The 18,193-nt window shown below is 70.0% G+C and carries 19 protein-coding genes and 1 pseudogene; 7 read left to right on the forward strand and 13 right to left on the reverse strand.

Annotation, left to right across the window (positions count from 1 at the left end):
* Positions 1-29 precede the first annotated feature (29 nt).
* The gene (locus tag NGB36_RS05595; RefSeq protein WP_255918927.1) at positions 30-1,496 is read right to left on the reverse strand and encodes an aldehyde dehydrogenase family protein; all 1,467 of its coding nucleotides are present in this window, start codon (positions 1,494-1,496) and stop codon (positions 30-32) included.
* Between the two features lie 71 nt (positions 1,497-1,567).
* Positions 1,568-2,434 carry a Sco1979 family transcriptional regulator gene (locus tag NGB36_RS05600; RefSeq protein ID WP_255918928.1) on the reverse strand — a complete coding sequence of 289 codons (867 nt, stop codon included), beginning with the start codon at positions 2,432-2,434 and terminating at the stop codon, positions 1,568-1,570.
* A gap of 224 nt (positions 2,435-2,658) precedes the next feature.
* Between NGB36_RS05600 and NGB36_RS05605 the strand changes: the two genes are divergently transcribed.
* Positions 2,659-3,111, forward strand: coding sequence for an ATP-binding protein (locus tag NGB36_RS05605; protein ID WP_255918929.1), 453 nt, complete (start codon positions 2,659-2,661; stop codon positions 3,109-3,111).
* Positions 3,112-3,133: 22 nt separating this feature from the next.
* On the opposite strand, the gene NGB36_RS05610 is transcribed toward NGB36_RS05605, so the two are convergent.
* Entirely contained in the window at positions 3,134-3,379 is a 246-nt protein-coding gene (locus NGB36_RS05610) for a DUF397 domain-containing protein (protein ID WP_255918930.1), read from the reverse strand.
* 156 nt (positions 3,380-3,535) lie between these two features.
* On the opposite strand from NGB36_RS05610, the gene NGB36_RS05615 reads away from it, so the two are divergent.
* Together NGB36_RS05615 and NGB36_RS33370 are read left to right on the forward strand one after the other, a co-directional pair.
* Positions 3,536-4,120 carry a hypothetical protein gene (locus NGB36_RS05615; RefSeq protein WP_308288805.1) on the forward strand — a complete coding sequence of 195 codons (585 nt, stop codon included), beginning with the start codon at positions 3,536-3,538 and terminating at the stop codon, positions 4,118-4,120.
* A 12-nt stretch (positions 4,121-4,132) separates the two neighbouring features.
* Positions 4,133-4,390: pseudogene (locus tag NGB36_RS33370) on the forward strand (GNAT family N-acetyltransferase); the annotation flags it as partial.
* A 28-nt stretch (positions 4,391-4,418) separates the two neighbouring features.
* On the opposite strand, the gene NGB36_RS05620 reads toward NGB36_RS33370, so the two are convergent.
* From NGB36_RS05620 to NGB36_RS05635, 4 genes are all read right to left on the reverse strand, one after another.
* Entirely contained in the window at positions 4,419-5,438 is a 1,020-nt protein-coding gene (locus tag NGB36_RS05620) for a GNAT family N-acetyltransferase (RefSeq protein WP_255918931.1), read from the reverse strand.
* Positions 5,439-5,452: 14 nt separating this feature from the next.
* Complete coding sequence (locus NGB36_RS05625) at positions 5,453-5,977, reverse strand: GNAT family N-acetyltransferase (RefSeq protein WP_255918932.1); 525 nt, start codon at positions 5,975-5,977, stop codon at positions 5,453-5,455.
* Complete coding sequence (locus tag NGB36_RS05630) at positions 5,977-6,129, reverse strand: hypothetical protein (RefSeq protein ID WP_255918933.1); 153 nt, start codon at positions 6,127-6,129, stop codon at positions 5,977-5,979. The genes NGB36_RS05625 and NGB36_RS05630 overlap by 1 nt, the downstream gene beginning before the upstream one ends.
* 106 nt (positions 6,130-6,235) lie before the next feature.
* Positions 6,236-6,391 carry a hypothetical protein gene (locus tag NGB36_RS05635; RefSeq protein ID WP_255918934.1) on the reverse strand — a complete coding sequence of 52 codons (156 nt, stop codon included), beginning with the start codon at positions 6,389-6,391 and terminating at the stop codon, positions 6,236-6,238.
* Positions 6,392-6,587: 196 nt separating this feature from the next.
* Between NGB36_RS05635 and NGB36_RS05640 the strand changes: the two genes are divergently transcribed.
* The 3 genes from NGB36_RS05640 (at position 6,588) to NGB36_RS05650 (ending at position 9,795) form a co-directional block, all read left to right on the forward strand.
* Positions 6,588-7,385, forward strand: coding sequence for an exodeoxyribonuclease III (locus NGB36_RS05640; RefSeq protein ID WP_255918935.1), 798 nt, complete (start codon positions 6,588-6,590; stop codon positions 7,383-7,385).
* Between the two features lie 347 nt (positions 7,386-7,732).
* Positions 7,733-9,397, forward strand: a complete 1,665-nt coding sequence (ctaD, locus tag NGB36_RS05645; RefSeq protein ID WP_255918936.1) for an aa3-type cytochrome oxidase subunit I — start codon at positions 7,733-7,735, stop codon at positions 9,395-9,397.
* Positions 9,394-9,795: a cytochrome c oxidase subunit 4 gene (locus NGB36_RS05650; RefSeq protein WP_255918937.1), complete on the forward strand. Its 402-nt coding sequence runs from the start codon at positions 9,394-9,396 to the stop codon at positions 9,793-9,795. Before ctaD ends, NGB36_RS05650 begins: the two co-directional genes overlap by 4 nt.
* A gap of 40 nt (positions 9,796-9,835) precedes the next feature.
* Here NGB36_RS05650 and qcrB read toward each other — a convergent pair whose 3' ends face one another.
* The 5 genes from qcrB to NGB36_RS05675 all read right to left on the reverse strand — a co-directional run bounded on the left by qcrB (position 9,836) and on the right by NGB36_RS05675 (position 15,828).
* The gene (gene qcrB / locus NGB36_RS05655) at positions 9,836-11,509 is read right to left on the reverse strand and encodes a cytochrome bc1 complex cytochrome b subunit (protein WP_255918938.1); all 1,674 of its coding nucleotides are present in this window, start codon (positions 11,507-11,509) and stop codon (positions 9,836-9,838) included.
* 22 nt (positions 11,510-11,531) lie between these two features.
* Positions 11,532-13,637 carry a xanthine dehydrogenase family protein molybdopterin-binding subunit gene (locus NGB36_RS05660; protein ID WP_255918939.1) on the reverse strand — a complete coding sequence of 702 codons (2,106 nt, stop codon included), beginning with the start codon at positions 13,635-13,637 and terminating at the stop codon, positions 11,532-11,534.
* 10 nt (positions 13,638-13,647) lie between these two features.
* On the reverse strand, positions 13,648-14,634 hold the full coding sequence (locus tag NGB36_RS05665; RefSeq protein ID WP_255918940.1) for an FAD binding domain-containing protein: 987 nt from the start codon (positions 14,632-14,634) through the stop codon (positions 13,648-13,650).
* Positions 14,631-15,143, reverse strand: a complete 513-nt coding sequence (locus NGB36_RS05670) for a 2Fe-2S iron-sulfur cluster-binding protein (RefSeq protein ID WP_255919026.1) — start codon at positions 15,141-15,143, stop codon at positions 14,631-14,633. The genes NGB36_RS05665 and NGB36_RS05670 overlap by 4 nt, the downstream gene beginning before the upstream one ends.
* 154 nt (positions 15,144-15,297) lie before the next feature.
* The gene (locus NGB36_RS05675) at positions 15,298-15,828 is read right to left on the reverse strand and encodes a SixA phosphatase family protein (protein WP_255918941.1); all 531 of its coding nucleotides are present in this window, start codon (positions 15,826-15,828) and stop codon (positions 15,298-15,300) included.
* A gap of 140 nt (positions 15,829-15,968) precedes the next feature.
* Here NGB36_RS05675 and NGB36_RS05680 point away from each other — a divergent pair, with 140 nt between their 5' ends.
* Positions 15,969-17,738 carry a glycoside hydrolase family 35 protein gene (locus tag NGB36_RS05680; protein WP_255918942.1) on the forward strand — a complete coding sequence of 590 codons (1,770 nt, stop codon included), beginning with the start codon at positions 15,969-15,971 and terminating at the stop codon, positions 17,736-17,738.
* A 19-nt stretch (positions 17,739-17,757) separates the two neighbouring features.
* Here the strand turns inward: NGB36_RS05680 and NGB36_RS05685 are convergent, their stop codons facing one another.
* Positions 17,758-18,171: an ankyrin repeat domain-containing protein gene (locus NGB36_RS05685; protein WP_255918943.1), complete on the reverse strand. Its 414-nt coding sequence runs from the start codon at positions 18,169-18,171 to the stop codon at positions 17,758-17,760.
* Positions 18,172-18,193 lie beyond the last annotated feature (22 nt).

An 18,193-nucleotide genomic window follows, 5' to 3' on the forward strand; every position in this document is an offset into this window, starting at 1 on the left:
GGAGCGGGATGGGAACGGGCTGGAGTGGCTCAGAACGGGAAGGCGCTCCGGCCGTGCTGGATGGAGATCCACTTCAGGGTGGTGAACGCCTCGACGGTCGACTCGCCGTTGAGGCGTCCCAGGCCTGAGTGCTTCTCGCCGCCGAACGCCACGATCGGCTCGTCCGCGATCGTTCCGTCGTTGACGTGGATCATCCCGGTCTCGATTCGCTGGGCGACGCGGACACCGCGCTCGATGTCAGCGGTGTGGACGGCGCCGCTGAGGCCGAAGGGCGTGTCGTTGGCGATCGCGACTGCCTCGTCCTCGCCGTCGAAGGGGATGACGATGACGACCGGGCCGAAGAGCTCGGTGCTGAGGATCGGCGCGCCCGAGGGCACCGAGGTCAGCACGGACGGGCTCATCAGCGTGCCCTCGGCGCCGCCACGCAGCAGGGCGGTGGCGCCGCCGTGGATCGCCTGGGAGACCTGGGCGTCGATGGCATCGGCCTGGGCGGCGTTGATGAGCGGGCCGATGTGGGTGCCCGGGTCCTGGGGATCGCCGACCTTCAGCGTCTTGATCTTGGCGAGGAACCGCTCGGTGAACTCCTTTTCCACCGTGCGGTCGACCAGGACGCGATTGGCGGCCATGCACACCTGGCCCTGGTGGACGAAGCGGCTGAAGACGGCGGCGTCGACGGCGTAGTCGAGGTCGGCGTCGTCGAGCACGATCAGGGCGCTGTTGCCGCCGAGCTCGAGAACGGCGCGCTTGAAGTGGCCTGCCGCGACCTGGGCGACATGGCGGCCGACCTTGTCCGAACCGGTGAAGGAGATGACCTTGGGCACCGGGTGCTCGATGAGGGCGTCGCCTATCTCGGCTATGTCCGTGACGACGACGTTGAGCAGGCCGGCGGGCAGGCCTGCCTCCTCGAAGATCTTGGCGATCAGAGTGCCGCCGACGACCGGGGTGTTCTGGTGGGGCTTGAGGACGACGCCGTTGCCGAGGGCGAGCGCGGGGGCGACGGATTTGATCGACAGGAAGAGCGGGAAGTTGAAGGGGCTGATGACCCCGACCACGCCGACGGGCAGGCGGTAGAGCCGGTTCTCCTTGCCGTCGATGGGCGAGGGGAGGATGCGCCCCTCGGCGCGCAGCGCGAGCTGCATGGCCTCGCGCAGCATGTCCTTGGTCAGCGACAGTTCGAAGGCCGCCTTGAGCCGGGTGCCTCCGAGCTCCTCGACGATGGTCTCGGTGATCTCCTGCTCGTGCTTCTCCACGACGCGCAGGGCGCGTTCGAAGACGAGTCTGCGGGTGTACGGGTTGACCGCGGCCCACTCCTTCTGGGCCCGCTCGGCGGCGCGGTAGGCCTGGTCGATCTCGTCGACGGTGGCCACGGTTATCGAGGCGATTTTGTCTCCGTTGTACGGATTGAAATCGATGATTTCCCAGGAGCCGCTACCAGGCTTCCACTGGCCGTCGATGTACTGCAGCGCCAATTCGGGAGAACCGGATGAATACGACATTGCGCCATCCCTTTCACGCGCGCCGGTGGACCCGTCCGGGGCACCTGATGCCCATTCATACTACTGAGATCTCAGGCCCCTTGGAGAATCGACCGGAGGAGGTCCCGGGTCCCCTTCACAGAGAGGCTGTCCGCCCGCAGCCGGTCCATCACCCGTACGTACTGCGCCACTTCGTCGCGCTTATCGAGATAGAGCGCACCTGTGAGCTGTTCGAGGTAGACGACATCGGGCAGTTCGGCGTCCGGGAAGCGCAGCAGGGTGAAGGCGCCCGTCTCCGCGGCGTGGCCACCGAACGAGAACGGCATGACATGGAGGGTGACATGCGGCAGTTCGGAGACCTCGAGCAGCCTTTCGATCTGACCACGCATCACCTCCGGCCCGCCGTAGGGGCGGCGCAGCGCCGCTTCGTCCAGCACCGCGTGAAATTCGGGTGACTTCTCACCCATGAGCATCTTCTGCCGGCGAAGCCGCAGGTCGACGCGGCGCTCGACCTCGTCGTCCGAGGCGGAGGGCTGGCCGAGCAGCACGACGGCACGGGCGTAGGCGTCGGTCTGCAGCAGGCCGTGGACGAACTGGAGCTCGAAGATCTCGATGCACGAAGCCGACTCCTCCAGACCCACATATGTCTGGAACCAGCCGGGCAGCACGTCGCTGTAGGAGTGCCACCAGCCCGCCACGCTCGCCTCCCGGGCCAGCCCGAGCAGCGCGTCCCGCTCCGTGGGCTCGGTGACACCGTAAAGAGTGAGCAGATCCGCGACATCGCGCTCTTTGAAGCTCACCCGGCCGAGCTCCATGCGGCTGATCTTCGACTCCGACGCCCGGATCGAGTACCCGGCGTCCTCCCGCGTGACGCCTCTCGACTCGCGCAGCCGCCGCAGCTGGGAGCCGAGAAGGATACGGCGCACCATCGATCCGCTTCCCGGCTGATCTGTCGTCATATGTCTGGGTCCTCCTCCACGGAACAGGCGCAGTCTGCCACTTCACGTGACCGTTCGACTCCGGATCCGGTCACGAACGAGTGACGGATGCACGTGAATCTTCCCCTGCATATGCCAATTTTGCATCTGCACGTGCATTCGCCCTTGCATACGGACCAGGCGTTGGAGAGCATGTGGGGCGTGCACATGTCGATGACCGTCAACGACAGGCCGAGGTGCGGCACATGAGGAGTGAGACCTCCACTGCGCTCTCCCCTTTATGGGATGTGCTGCCCGCGTCCGATCAGCTGGCATCGTCGACGTGCGAGCTGCCCGCGCGCTTTGAGGCGGTGTGGGAGGCACGGCAGTTCACCCGGCTGACGCTGCAACGGTGGGAGTTGCCCGAGCTGTTGGATACGGTGGCGCTCGTGGCATCCGAACTGGTGACCAATGCGCTGCGCCACGGCATGACTCCACTCGCCGCGCCGGTGGTCCGCCTCAGCCTGGCGCGGCTGACGTCGCGCGTCGTATGTGCCGTCCGGGACCCGAGCAGCGCCGCCCCGGTGACCAGGACCCCTGATTTCGTGGCCGAGTCCGGCAGGGGGCTGCACCTGGTGGCGTCCTGCAGCGAGACGTGGGGATGGCACCCGCTGTCGGGTGCGGGCAAGGTGGTCTGGGCTCTGTTTCCGACCGAATGACGTCCTGCGGGACGTCCGCGGGCTACGGCGCGCCCTGCACGAGATGGTCGAACTCGCCCTCCTTCACACCCAGCAAGAGCGCCTCGATCTCGGCCCGGGTGTATATCAGAGCCGGACCTTCAGGAAAACGGGAGTTGCGCACCGCCACGCCCCCGTCCGGCAGCTTCGCCAACTCCACGCACGTCCCCTGGGAGTTGCTCCTCCGGCTCTTCTGCCAGACAACTCCGTGGAGTTCCGCAGCCGCCATGCCGTTGTACGTGTGGTGCACATGTACCTCCAGGGCCTGCACTTCTCACCAGCGCGCATGATAGCGCGACGCACATGCATATGCGCGTGCAGATTCACGTGCATACAGATCGCCACCATCTCCGCACACAGCGTTAATCCGGATGCGCGACCGGCCGCGGGCGCGGCAACATGCCGTATGGCCTGGACGACGACGACAGATCTGGCGGAGTACGAGAGGGCGGCGGGAGCGTTCGCGCGGTCGCTGCCTGTCGAACACACCACGGTGCTCAGCATCGCCGACCGGCTGCGGCAGCAGGGAAACGACGCCTTCGGCGACCGCGCCCCCGAGTTCGGATGGTGGTCACCCAACGGATCCGCGGTGACGGCGGCCTTCGTCCGCACCCCACCGCACCGCCTGCTGCTCACGCCGCTGCCGGACGCGGCGACGGCACTGCTCGCCGCGCACTACGCCGAGCACGACCCGCAGCTTCCCGGCGTCGTTTCGGCCGTGCCGACGGCGCACGCGTTCGCCCGCGCCTGGTCCTCGGCGACCGGGGCCGCCTTCACACCGCACCGCCGCGCCGAACGTCTCTACCGGCTCGGTCAATTGGAGCCGCCACGAACGGTTCACGGCGAACGTGGCCGGGTCGCCGGCGCCCATGACCGCGAGCTGCTGACCGGCTGGTACACGCAGTTCGCGCGGGCGATCGGCGAACCGGACCCACCGGACCCCGGCCGCTGGGTGGACGGCAGGCTCGCCTATGGCGGCCTGGCGCTGTGAGAGGACGGCGGTGAGCCGGTGGCGTTCGCGGGCACGACGCGCCAGCTCGCCGGAATGGTGCGCGTCGGCCCGGTCTACACGCCGCAGTCGCTGCGCGGCCGCGGTTACGCCGCGGCCGTCACCGCACAGGTCTGCCGCCGGGCGCTGGACGTGGGCGCCCGCGAGGTCGTGCTCTTCGCCGACCTCGGCAACCCGACGAGCAACGCGCTCTACCAGCGCCTCGGTTTCCGGACCGTCGCCGACCACGCCGTCCTCGACTTCACCACGTGACCGCGGGCGCCCTCAGGCCGTCAGGCCGTCAGGCCGTGCCGATGCGTGGGTCGAGGATCCGGCACAGGCGGTATCCCACGGGAGTGAAACCGAGCTTCGGCCAGTGGCCCGCCGCCAGCGGCGAGGCCGTCGGCCAGGCCGCCGTCACCTGGCGGTATCCGCGGTCGTATGCCCATGCCAGGGCAGTGGCCAGCAACACCCGGCTGACGCCCTCGCCGCGCGCGGAGGGCTCGACGTAGGCCTCGGCGAGCTCGGCGCTCTGCTCCGGGGTGAACGGGCCGGGGCGCGCCGGCGTGAGCACCACCAGACCCGCCTCTTCCCCTCGGCGCATCGCGACGAACGCGGCGCACTGCGGATCGGCCAGGGCGTCGGCGTAGCGGGTGCGCAGCACGGCGAGGATCTCTTCGGTCTGGGGCTCGAACACGGCCGCCTGCCTCCGGTACAACGCCGCGTCCACCGCCATCCGTCCGACGGCGGCGAGGTCGGCTGGGCCCGCCCGGCGGATCGAGAGCCCTTCGACGCCGCGCGGCTGACGGCCGCTCGCCCGTACGGGCATCGCACCGCGGATCCTTTCGAGACCGAAGCCGAGCCGGAACCAGGCCATGGCGACGGTGTCGTCGGCGGGCAGTTGCACGTGGTGCACGAGGCGGTCGCGTGCGACGAGCCGCTCCGCGACGGCCGCGTACATCTCGCGGAGGACGTCGGCCACCTCGCCGCCGTGCACGGCGTGCCCGCCATGGGCGACCAGCGCCAGGCCGGGATGACCGTGCAGGTCGGTGCGGCCGTTCTCGTACGGGTCGCAGGGCGCCGTGATGAGGTAACCCGCCAGCCGTCCCCTGCCCCCGCGTGCCGCCACGGCCTCCGTGCTGGGGCCCTTGAGCAGCTCGGCGATGCGCTCCTCGGCGGGCAGGGCCGTGCAGCCGCGCCCGCCGACCGGGTACGGGTAGCCGTACGACCGGGGTCTGCGGATCCGGGCGTACCAGCGGTCAAGAAGTTCGGCAGCCTGCGGGAGGTGCTCGGCCGTCATCGGCGCGATGGCGAAGGTCATGGTGTGACGCGACGCTAATGGGCCCGCGACCGCGCCTGCAAGGGCTCGCCTGCGCCCCTGGCCGCCGGCAGCGGACGGCCGAGGCACACGCTGAGCGGTTCGCACCGGTACACACCGAACTTCGTCACCGGCCCGTAGCCGCACGAGGTGTAGAGGGCGAGCGCCTCCGGCTGCCGCTGACCGGTCTCCAGCACCATGCGCAGCCGCCCCGCAGCGGCCGCGCTCTCCTCGAGGGCGGCGAGGATCCGCCGCGCTATGCCGCGGCCGCGCGCCCGAGGCACCACGTACATGCGCTTGATCTCCGCGTCGCCGTCGCGGAAACCCTCCGCCGAGCCTTCCCGCGCCCGCCAGCCGCCGGTCGCGACCGGCTCGCCGTCATCGGAGTAGGCGAGGATGAACAGGCCCCGCGGCGGGTCGAAGTGGGCCGCATCCATCGGCGTCTCGTCGGGGCCGCCGTACCGTTCGACGTACTCCTGCTGGACCTGCTCGGTCAGGCGTACCGCATCGGGGTGGTCGTAGCGCACGCGTCGGATGTTCATCAGGGCATGGTACGGGGCGTCCACGATGGGCTGCGTCCGCTGAGCGCAATCAGCCGTTCGAGGGGCAGGGCATCGGCGGCCACCTCCACCGGCTCACCGAACAGACCCTCGGGTCGCTCGGCGGACGCGGCCTGCCGGGGGACGAACTCCATGCACGCCTCGACCGCCTCCGGCTCGCAGTCGTACGGCTGCCCGCTGGCGCGGGCGACGTCCCAGCCGTGGATGACGAGCTCGTCCAGGGCGATCGTGCCGGGCGCGTCAGTCCTGCCGCAACCAGGTCGCGTCGCCGGACGGAGCCCGTGACGTCTCGGCCCCCAGCTCCTTCGCGGCAGCTGCGGTGAAGGCCCCGCACAGGCCCTGGACGTGGTCGATCAGGTCACCGAGGCAGAACCGCCGCTCCGGCCACGCGAGCACGGGGTCGGCGCCGTGAGCTGATCCTCGGTGACCCCGTCCAGCGGGTTCGCCGTCCGGCGGGCCGCAGGACCGAGATCGGGCATGTCCGCGGTCATGACAGCCTCCTCGCGGCCATTCGGTCCGTATCTCACCTCAATATCACCTCAAATGTCGTCGAGTACGCTGCGCAGGGCCATTCGTACGTCAGGAGCATCACTTGTTCACCGTGTCGACCGTGAATGTCAACGGCCTGCGCGCCGCCGCGAAGAAGGGCTTTCTGCCGTGGCTCGAGGCCACCGGCGCCGATGTGGTGTGCCTGCAGGAGGTGCGTGCCGAGCCGGCCCAGCTGCCTGCCGAGGTGCGTGAGCCCGACGGCTGGCATACGGTGCACGCGCCGTCGGAGGCGAAGGGGCGTGCGGGGGTCTCGGTCTACACCCGGCGCACGCCGGAGCGGGTCCAGGTGGGGTTCGGCTCCGCCGAGTTCGACACCTCCGGCCGTTACGTCGAGGTCGATCTGCCAGGCGTGACCGTCGCCAGCCTCTACCTGCCCTCCGGCGAGGTGGGCACCGAACGGCAGTCGGAGAAGGAACGCTTCATGAGCGAGTTCCTCCTCCACCTGGGCGCGCTGCGCGAACGGGCCGCGGCGGACGGGCGCGAGGTGCTGGTGTGCGGCGACTGGAACATCGCGCACCAGGAAGCCGACCTGAAGAACTGGAAGGCCAACGGGAGCAACTCGGGTTTCCTGCCCGAGGAGCGCGCCTGGCTGACGCGCGTCTTCAACGAGGTCGGGTACGTCGACGTGGTGCGGTCGCTGCATCCGGGAGTCGACGGTCCGTACTCGTGGTGGTCGTACCGGGGCCGGGCCTTCGACAACGACGCGGGCTGGCGGATCGACTACCACGTGGCGACGCCGGAGCTGGCGAAGCGGGCGAACCGGGCGTCGGTCGAACGCGCCGCCAGCTACGACCGGCGCTGGTCCGACCACGCGCCGGTCACCGTCACCTTCGAGCTGTGAGCGCCGCCGGGCCGCGGGGCGAGTGAGGCCGGACGCGGCCCGGGGGCCGTGCCCGCCCCAGCGTTCGTCGTTGGCGGGATCGTTGGACTGCAGAGCGGAGCCCCGCTCACCTCGCGGCTGAATCCGGCCATTGGGCCGGCGTACTGATCGCGGTCTGGCGAGCCGGGTTCGGGCTGTGCCGGGACCGCTCCACGCTCGCGGCCGTGGCTTGCCCGGGGACGCCGCTCGCCGCCGAATGGAGTAGCCGCGGTTTGACAAACGGCTCAAACGGGAGGAAATGGTGAGTTCCCGGCGGGCCGGAGACGGTCGACGTGCCCGCCCGGCCATCACGCCGTACGGAGGGGTCGATGACGCGCCTTGAGCAGACGACGCAGGCGGCGCAGGCCGACTCCGGCCGGGTCCGCACCGGGCGCACCCTGACCCGTTGGCTGACCACCACCGACCACAAGGTGATCGGCAATCTCTACATGGTCACCGCGTTCGGCTACTTCATGGTCGCCGGGGTGCTGGCGATGCTGATGCGGGCGGAGCTGGCCCGTCCCGGTCTGCAGATCATGGGCGAGCAGCAGTACAACGAGCTGTTCACCATCCACGGCACGATCATGATGCTGCTCTTCGCGACGCCCATGTTCGCCGGGTTCGCCAACGCGGTGATGCCCCTGCAGATCGGCGCCCCCGATGTGGCGTTCCCGCGGCTCAACGCGTTGTCGTACTGGCTGTTCCTCTTCGGCGGGCTGATCGTCCTGGGCGGTTACCTCACCCCTGGCGGGGCCGCCGCATTCGGCTGGTTTGCCTACGCGCCGTTGAACAGTGCTGTCGACTCCCCCGGCTCCGGCTCGGATCTATGGGCGATGGGTCTGGTGGTCTCGGGGGCCGGCACGATCCTCACCTCTGTCAACTTCATCGCCACCATTGCCTGTCTGCGCGCCCCAGGCATGACGATGTTCCGGATGCCCATCTTCACCTGGAACGTGCTGCTGACGTCGGTGCTGGCGCTGCTGGCGTTCCCGGTGCTGGCGGCCGCGCTGCTCTGTCTCGAAGCGGACCGCAAATTCGGCACCCACATCTTCGACGCGGCCAACGGGGGCGCCATTCTCTGGCAGCACCTGTTCTGGTTCTTCGGCCACCCCGAGGTCTACATCGTGGCCGTCCCGTTCTTCGGGGTCATCTCCGAGATCATTCCGGTCTTCAGCCGCAAACCGGTCTTCGGCTATGTGGGGATGGTGGGGGCGACGATCCTGATCACCATGTTGTCGGCCGCGGTGTGGGCCCATCACATGTTCGCCACCGGCGCCGTGCTCCTGCCGTTCTTCTCGGCGACGTCGTTCCTGATCGCCGTCCCGACCGGCGTGAAGTACTTCAACTGGATCGGCACCATGGTCAAGGGCAGCCTGTCGTTCGAGACACCCATGCTGTTCGCGTTCGGCTTTCTCGTCTCGTTCCTGCTGGGCGGGCTCAGCGGGGTGCTGATCGCTTCGCCGCCGCTCGACTTCCACCTCACGGACACGTTCTTCATCGTCGCCCACCTGCACTACGTGCTCTTCGGGACCATCGTGTTCGCGATGTTCGGCGGCTTCTACTTCTGGTGGCCGAAGTGGACCGGGCGCATGCTCGACGAAAGGCTCGGCAAGATCCACTTCTGGACACTGTTCGTGGGATTCCACACCACGTTCCTCGTCCAGCACTGGCTGGGCGAGATGGGAATGCCGCGCCGTTACGCCGACTACCTGGCGGCGGACGGCTTCACGACGCTCAACACCATCTCGTCGATCGGAGCCTTCCTGCTCGGCCTGTCGACCCTGCCCTTCCTTTACAACGTATGGCGCACCTCGCGCTATGCGCCGATGGTCGCGGTCGACGATCCATGGGGCTTCGGGCGGTCGCTGGAATGGGCGACCTCGTGCCCGCCTCCGCGTCACAACTTCTATGCGCTGCCGCGGATCCGTTCCGATTCCCCCGCGTTCGACATGCGGCATCCGGCCGCCGCTGAAGTGGAGGTGCAGGAACGATGAGGACAGAGGCCCTTCTCTTCGGCGGATTGGCGCTCTTCTTCGCCGCCACCGGTCTGCCGTATGCCTGGCTCTCCCATGACCCCGCCGGCACCGCGGCGTTGATGGTCTCGTTCCTGATGTCGTCCCTGGTGGCGTTCTTCTTCGTGACGCAGTACCGCCGGAGGGGAATGCGCCCCGAGGACCGCAAGGACGGCGAAGTACAGGACCGTGCCGGGCCGTTGGACTTCTTCCCGCCGCACAGCATCCATCCGCCGCTGACGGCGTTCGGCGGCGCCGTTCTTGCGCTCGGCATCGTATACGGCCTGTGGCTGTTCATCATCGGCCTCGGGGTCCTGGCCGCCGGCGTCTTCGGCTTCGTCTTCGAGTACGTACATCGTGACGAGGGCCCGGGGCCATGACCGGTGCACGGCCGCCGGGCGCAAGGCCGAGCGCGCCCCTCTACTGTCCCGCCGATCCGCCCTCCTCACGCTCCGTCAGCGGTTCGCGCGGTGGGGCGGTGACCTCGGGGCGCGGGGGCGCGGCCCCGACGGGCAGCTCCACCCGGTCCCGGTAGTACCAGGAGCTCAGGACCAAGCGCAGGCGCCGGCGACGCGGCACCGGGCGGGGCTCGTCCTCGGCGGGCTGCAGCGGCAGCGGGACGTCCCTGAGCAGTAGCGTGTAACGGCGGCGCTCTGGCAGCGGGCGCCGGCCTTCGTCGATCCTCCCGTACACCTCCTGGCTCACCCGCCCGGTCTCCTCGCCCTCGCTCAGCAGGTCGCGGTCGTGTGCCTGCAACCCCAGGCAGATCCGCTTGGTGACGGCGAAGGCGAGTGGTGGCGCGATGAAGACCGCTCCGCGGAAGAGCCAGGTGAGGCTGTTGACGGAGACGCGCAGCGAGTAGGCGATCACGTCGTTGCCGCCGGCGAGCAGCAGTACGGCGTAGAAGGTGATCGCGGCGACGCCGAACGCGGTGCGCGTCGGGCGGTTGCGCGGCCGGTCGCACAGGTGGTGTTCGGCCTGATCGCCCGTCACCCACCGTTCGAAGAAGGGGTACAGGTAGAGGACGACGAAGAGCACCGCGGGCAGCAGCACCGCCGGCACCAGCACGTTCCACATGAACGTGTGGCCCCACACGTTGGTCTCCCAAGGGCCCATCAGCCGCAGCGCACCTTCGAGGAATCCCACGTACCAGTCGGGCTGGGCGTCGGTCGACACCTGATCGGCCCGGTAGGGACCGTACCGCCAGATCGGGTTGACCTGTGCGAGGGCTCCGAGAGCGGCGAGAAGGCCGAAGATCATGAAGAAGAAGCCGGTGGTCTTCGCGGTGAACTGCGGGACCATCGGCGCTCCGACGACATTGCTGTTCGTCCGGCCCGGCCCGCCCCAGTGGGTGTGCTTCAGATACACGACGAGGATGAGATGGGCGGTGATCAGTCCGACCAGCGCCCCCGGAACGAGCAGGATGTGCACCACGTACAGCCGGGGAATGAAATCGTGACCGGGATAGGCTCCACCGAAGGCGAAGAAGTTCAGATACGTGCCCACGACGGGGATGGACCCGATGATGGTCGCTGCGGTGCGCAGCCCCGTTCCGGAAAGCAGGTCGTCGGGGAGGGAATAGCCGCAGAACCCTTCGAGCATGGCGAGTTGGAAGAGCGTCACCCCGATGAGCCAGTTGCCCTCGCGCGGCCTGCGGAAGGCTCCGGTGAAGAAGATCCGCAGCATGTGCGCCCCGACGGCGGCGACGAACACCAGGGCGGCCCAGTGGTGCATCTGCCGGATCAGCAGCCCGCCGCGGACCTCGAAACTGATGCGCAGAGTCGAGGAGTACGCCTGCGTGGCCAGTACCCCGTGCAAAGGGGCGTACGCGCCGCGGTAGACGCTTTCGTTCATACTGGGGTCGAAGAAGAACGTGAGATAGACGCCGGTGAGCAACAGCACCACAAAGCTGTAGAGGGCGATCTCGCCGAGCAGGAACGACCAGTGGTCGGGGAAGACCTTGCGCAGCAGGGTCCCGCCCTCCGCCGCGGGCAGCCGCTGGTCCAGCGCGGTGAAGGCACGCTCAGCCGCCTTGCCGGCCCTGCCTTCCAGTCGTCCGCTTCGTACCGCCGGCGCCTTTCGTTCCTCGCTCATGCCCACCAGCATGCTGGACGTTTCATGCGAAATGCGCGAAATGCGGCAGCAGCGCGTCCGGGCGAATCGGAAGCGTCCGTACACGGACTCCGGTGGCGTGATGCACGGCATTGGCAATGGCCGCGGCGGTGCCGACGATGCCGATCTCACCGATTCCCTTGGACCCCATGGGATTGAGGTGGGGGTCCTCCTCGCCGATCCAGTGCGCTTCGATCGCGGGTAGGTCCGCACACGCCGCGACGTGGTAGGAGGCGAAATCACGCTCGGCGTGGTCGCCGAATTCCGGGTCCATGGTGCTGGCCTCCATCAGCGCCATCGACAGGCCCATCGTCATTGCGCCGATGAACTGCGAGCGTGCTGTACGGGGATTGAGGATCCGTCCTGCGGCGAAAACGCCGGTGAGCCGGCGCACCCGGACCTCGCCGGTGTCGGTGTCCACCTGCACCTCGGCGAACTGCGCGCCGAAGGCACACCGTGCGTACTCCTGCCCGGACTTGATGTCCTCGGTGGTGTCGGCGGACGCCGACAGGCCGCCGGCGGGCACGCTCCCGCCGCTGCGCTCGACCAGCTCGCGCACCTGCGCGCAGGCGTTGTGCACCGCCCACCCCCAGGACGCGGTGCCGGACGACCCTCCGGCGAGCGGCGCCTCGGGCAGATCGCTGCTGCCGATGCTGATGTGCACGCGTCCGAGTGGTGCGGCGAGCGCGTCGGCGGCGATCTGGGCGAGGACCGTACGCGCCCCGGTTCCGATGTCGGTGGCGTTCACCCGCACCCGGTACTGGCCGTCGGGGTCGGCGTGGGCCGCGGCGCACGACGGAAAGATGATGACCGGGTACATCGAGGAGGCGACTCCGCTGCCGATCAGCAGCCGCCCCTCGCGACGGATCCCGGGGCGCCGGTCGCGCTCGTGCCAGCCGAAGCGGCGTGCTCCCTCCTGCAGGCACTCGACGAGATGGCGGCTGCTGAACGGCAGGCCGGAGTCGGGTTCCACCTCCGTGTCGTTGCGGATGCGCAGCTCGACCGGGTCGAGGCCGCAGATGTCCGCGAGTTCGTCGATCGCCGATTCCAGGGCGAACATGCCCGGGCACTCCCCTGGTGCGCGCATCCACGAAGGCGCGGGGATGTCGAGCCTGGTCACCCGGTGGGAGGTGCGGCTGTTCGGCGCGGTGTACATCATGCGGCTGGGCAGGGCGGCGGGCTCGACGAAGTGCCCCACCGTCGAGGTGCAGGTGACCACCTCGTGCGCGAGCGCGCGGATGCGGCCGTCGCTGCCGGCGCCGATCCTGATGCGCTGGATCGTCGGGGCCCGGTGGCCCACGACGGCGGGCATGTGGTTGCGCGGCACGGCGAGTTTGACCGGGCGGTCGACGGCGCGCGCCGCCATCGCCGCGAGAACGACGTTGGGACGGGGTGTGCCCTTGGAACCGAATCCGCCGCCGACGTGTTCGCTGACCACCCGCACCTGGCCCGCGTCGATGCCGAACAGCTGGGCGAGCGTGTGCTGGACGGCCGTCGAGCCCTGGTTGGAGTCGTACACCGTCAGTGCGTCGCCGTCCCACACGGCGGTGGCGGCGTGCGGTTCCATCGGGTGGTTGTGGAGCGGCGGGATGGTATAGACGGCGTCGGTGCGGATCTCCGCCGCCGCGTACGCCCCGCCGAAGTCGCCGTGCTCGCGGGTCCCCGGCCACAGTCCGTCGATCTCCTCCGGCGCATAGAGCCCGGGATGGTCCTCGGTGAGCACCACGTCGTGGTGGTCGGCCTTGTACTGGACGAGCACGGCGGCAGCGGCGGCGCGCGCCGCCTCCAACGAGGTGGCGACGGCGAGCGCGACGTACTGGCCGCGGTGGGCGACGTGCGGGGACTGCAGCAGCGCCAGCGTGCGGTCCTCCACGGGTCGCAGCCGCGGCGCGTTGTCGTGGGTGAGCACGACGAGGACCGCGGGATCCGCCATCGCCGCATCGGTGTGCACCGCCGTGACCTCGCCGCGCGCGATGCCCGCGGGCACGGGCCAGGCGTACAGCGCGCCTTCGGAGGCGTACTCGGCCGCATACCGCGCGGTGCCGCTGACCTTGGCGCGGCCTTCCAGGCGGGCCGTGGACGCCCCGAGCGCGGACTCCAGCGTCGTCATCGTGGTCTCCTCAGTCGAGCTCGGCGAGCTGCGCCAGGACGGCCACCGCGAGCCGCTCCGCCAGCGCCACCTTGTAGCCGTTGTCCCGCAGCGGCCGGCAGGCCGTCAGCTCGGTGCGGACGGCGGCGGCGAAGGAATCCTCGGTCGCCGGGCGGCCCTGCAGCGCCTCCTCGGCCCCGTTCGCCCGCCACGGCTTCGCGGCGAGACCGCCGAAGGCAAGGCGCACCTCGTGGACGGCGCCGTCCCGCACATTGAGCACGGCCGCGACGGAGGCGAGCGCGAAGGCGTAGGAGGCCCTGTCCCGGACCTTGCGGTAGGCCGAGCGGGCCGAGCGCGGCGGGGGCGGCAGCTCGACGGCGGTGATCAGTTCCCCGTGCCGCAGGACGGTGTCGCGCTCCGGTGCGTCGCCCGGCAGCCGGTGCAGATCGGTGAGCGGGAGGGAGCGGGTCCCGGCCGGACCGGCGAGATGGACGGTCGCGTCGAGCGCCGCCAGGGCCACGGCCAGGTCGGAGGTGCTGGTCGCGATGCAGTGCTCCGAGGCACCGAGGACGGCGAGATCGCGGTGCACGCCCTCGCGGGCGGGGCAGCCGGAGCCTGGGCGGCGTTTGTTGCAGGGTTTGGAGACGTCCTGGAAGTACAGGCAGCGGGTGCGCTGCAGGAGGTTGCCGCCGATGGTCGCCGCATTGCGCAACTGGGCGGAGGCGCCGGAGAGCAGGGCCTGGGAGAGGGCTGGGTAGCGTTCGCGCACCAGCATGTGGGTGGCGAGGCGGCTGTTGCGCACGGCGGCGCCGATGCGCAGGCCGCCGCCGCCGGTCTCCTCCACCTCCCCGAACGGCAGCCGGCTCACGTCGACGAGCAGTTCGGGGGTCTCCACGCCGAGCTTCATCAGGTCGACGAGGTTGGTGCCCCCGCCGAGGTACCGGGCGCCGGAGTCGCCGGCCACCAGGGCGATCGCCGCGGCCGGGTCGGTGGGCCGCTCGTACCGGAACGTCTTCACCGGCCCGCCTCCCTGGCCGCCTCCGCCGCTTCGGCCACGGCGCTGACGATGTTGACGTAGGCGCCGCAGCGGCACAGGTTCCCGCTCATCCGCTCACGGATCTCCGCCTCGGTGAGCGCCACGGACCCGACGGGACGTTCCTGCGCAGTGGCGGCGCTCGGCCAGCCCGACGCCGCCTCGGTGATCGCGCCGACGGCGGAGCAGATCTGACCCGGCGTGCAGTAGCCGCACTGGAAGGCGTCATGGTCGATGAAGGCCTGCTGCACCGGGTGGAGCACGGCATCGGAGGACAGCCCCTCGACGGTGGTGACCTGGGCTCCGTCCAGGGCGACCGCGAGCAGGAGGCAGCTGTTCATGCGCAGGCCGTCCACAAGGACGGTGCACGCGCCGCACTGGCCGTGGTCGCAGCCCTTCTTCGTGCCCGTGAGCCCCAGGTGTTCGCGCAACGCATCCAGCAGCGTCGTCCGGTTGTCGAGATCCAGCGCGCAGCTCTCCGCGTTGATCTCCATGGTGACCGCCGTCGTCGTCCCCACGCCGCGCCCTCCTTCCACGGATCGGCACAGCACCGTTGGCTAACCGGAACGCACCGCCGCCAAACTCGAGGGGCGCAAAGCTCAGCCGGTTGGCCGCCGGTACGAAGGACGTACGGCCGCTGCCGCCGGTTCAGTGTTTGCGGCCGCGCGGCACGACGAAGGCCGCAAGACGGGCGGATCCGGGGGCGAGATCCGGCCACGCGGCGGGCGTGGTGAGCACGGCGACCGCCGAGGTCGGGAACTTCTCCTGAACGCGCTCCAGCGCGTCGCGCTCCCCCTCGGCTGCGAGCTCCAGCGTCAGCTCCTGGACGCCCGGAGCGTGTCCGAGGAGCAGCAGCGTGCGGGTTGGCGTGGGCACGTCGTGCACCACGTCCAGAAGACCATCGGTGTCCGCGCCGTAGATCCGCCCGTCGTATGCCACCGGCGGGTCCGCGGTGTCCAGCTCGTGCGCGACCAGCTCCCAGGTCGCGCGGGTGCGGTGGGCAGGCGAGCAGACGACGCGGTCGGGCTTGAACCCGTTGTCGCGCAGCCACCGGCCCACAGCGGGCGCGTCGCGCAGTCCGCGGGGGCCGAGCGGACGCTCGCGGTCCGCCACGTCCGGCGGCCACGCGGACTTCGCGTGCCGCACTACGATCAGATGCCGGTCCTCGCGCGCGTTCATCGCCCTGCTCCCGCCATGGGTGCCGATCGCTCGCAAGATTACGCCTGGGAATCTGCCTGGGGATCTGCGTTGCCTCCTTCCCGTGCGACCTTGTAACGTGCGCCAGCAAGCGCTTTCTACGACCGCCACCGGAGCCTGCCGTGCCCTTCCGAATCGTTCCGTCCGGCTTCCTCCTGGACGGACAACCGCTGCGCCTGCTCTCCGGCGGGATGCACTACTTCCGCGTCCTGCCGCAGCAGTGGCCGCACCGGCTGCGGATGCTGCGGGCGATGGGCCTGAACACGGTGGAGACCTACGTCCCGTGGAACTTCCACGAACCGCGCCCGGGTGTCTACGACTTCGACGGCATGGCGGACATAGAGGGGTTCCTCACCGCCGCGGCGGAGGCCGGGCTGCAGGCGATCGTGCGGCCGAGCCCGTACATCTGCGCCGAGTGGGAGAACGGCGGCCTGCCCTGGTGGCTGCTGGCCGAGCGCGACCTGCGGCTGCGCACCTCCCAGCCGCAGTACCTCGCACACGTCGCGCGGTGGTACGACGAGCTGATCCCGCGCATCGCGGCGCACCAGGTCACGCGCGGCGGCAACGTGCTGATGCTGCAGATCGAGAACGAGTACGGATCCTACGGAAGCGACACGGCCTACCTCGAACGGCTCGCCTCGATGATGCGCGAACGCGGCATCGAGGTACCCCTGTTCACCTCCGACGGGCCGGAGGACTTCATGCTCACCGGCGGCACGGTGCCCGGCGCCACCGCCACCGTCAACTTCGGCAGCCGCCCGGAGGAGGCCTTCGCCTCGCTCGCCCGCTTCCGTCCCGACGACCCGCCGATGTGCATGGAGTTCTGGTGCGGCTGGTTCGACCACTGGGCTGAGCAGCACACCGTGCGCGACCCGGCCGACGCCGCCGACTCGTTGCGCCGGATCCTCGCCGCAGGGGCCTCGGTCAACATCTACATGGCGCACGGCGGCACCAACTTCGGCACCTGGGCGGGCGCCAATCACGGCAAGCCGCTGCAGGGCGGGGTCTATGAGCCGACGGTGACCTCGTACGACTACGACGCGCCGGTCGACGAACGCGGCGCGCCCGCGCCGAAGTTCTTCGCCTTCCGTGAGGTACTGCAGGACTACACGGGGAACGAGCCGCTCCCTGAACCGCCCGCGCTGCCGCCGCTGCTGGCACCCGCGCGGTTCGAACTCACCGAATCCGTACGGCTCTTCGACATCCTGGATGACGTGGGCACTCCGGTGAGCCACTCCCCCGCACCCCTGTCGTTCGAGGAGCTGGGGGTGGCGCACGGCCTCGTCCGCTACACGGCCACCCTGCCCGGGCCGCGGCAGCCGTGGCCGCTCACCGTCGAGGGTCTCGCCGACCGCGCGCACCTGTTCGTCGACGGAGATCCCGTCACCGTCCTGGAGCGCGACGCGGACATCGACCCGCCGAAGATCGCGTCACCGGATGCCACCGGAACGCGCATCGACCTGCTGGTGGAGTCGATGGGGCGGGTCAACTACGGTCCGCGGCTTGGCGACCGCAAGGGCATCACCGGCGTGCTGCACGGCTGGCAGTACGTGCACGGCTGGACCGCACAGGCCCTGCCGCTCGACGTGCCGCTGCCCGCGCTGCCGTGGCGCGCCGGGCCGCCGGCCGCCGCTGCCGGCCCGGTCCTCCACCGGGGATTCCTCGACGTGAGCGTTCCCGGCGACGGCTATCTCGCGCTGCCCGGCGCCACCAAGGGTTATGTGTGGGTCAACGGGTTCTGCCTGGGCCGTTACTGGGAACGCGGCCCGCAGCGCGCCCTCTACCTGCCGTGGCCGCTGCTTATCCCGGGCCGCAACGAGATCGTGGTGCTCGAACTCGACGGACTGCGCGAGCCGTTCGTGGAGGTCCGTGCCGTCCCGGACCTGGGCTGAGTACCGGCGAGGACGACCGTCACCGCTTCTCGAAGAGCGCGACCAGGTCCTCCTTGCCGAACATGCGGGCGGTGTCGATGGCGGACGGGGTGCCCGCGGTGGGGTCGGCGCCGCCGTCGAGCAGCACCCGGATCACCTCGTCCTCGCCCTTGAAGACGGCGCCCGCGAGCGGCGTCTGCCCGCGGTCGTTGGCGCGGTTGGGGTCGGCACCACGGGCGAGCAGCGCGGCGGCGGTCCTGGCGTGGCCGTGGTATGCGGCGAGCATCACGAGGGTGTCGCCCTTGTCGTTGGAGAGATTCACCGGGACCCCGGCGTCGACATAGGCGTCGAGGGTGTCCGTGGCGCCCTGCCGAGCAAGGTCGAAGACCTTCGCCGCGAGCTGGAGCACCTCGGGGTCGTGCGCCGGCTCGGCCTCGGGGTTGGGCTCGGTCATCTGTCGTCGCTCCTGGGTTGTC

Source organism: Streptomyces humicola (assembly GCF_024436035.1).
GTDB lineage: Bacteria > Actinomycetota > Actinomycetes > Streptomycetales > Streptomycetaceae > Streptantibioticus_B > Streptantibioticus_B humicola.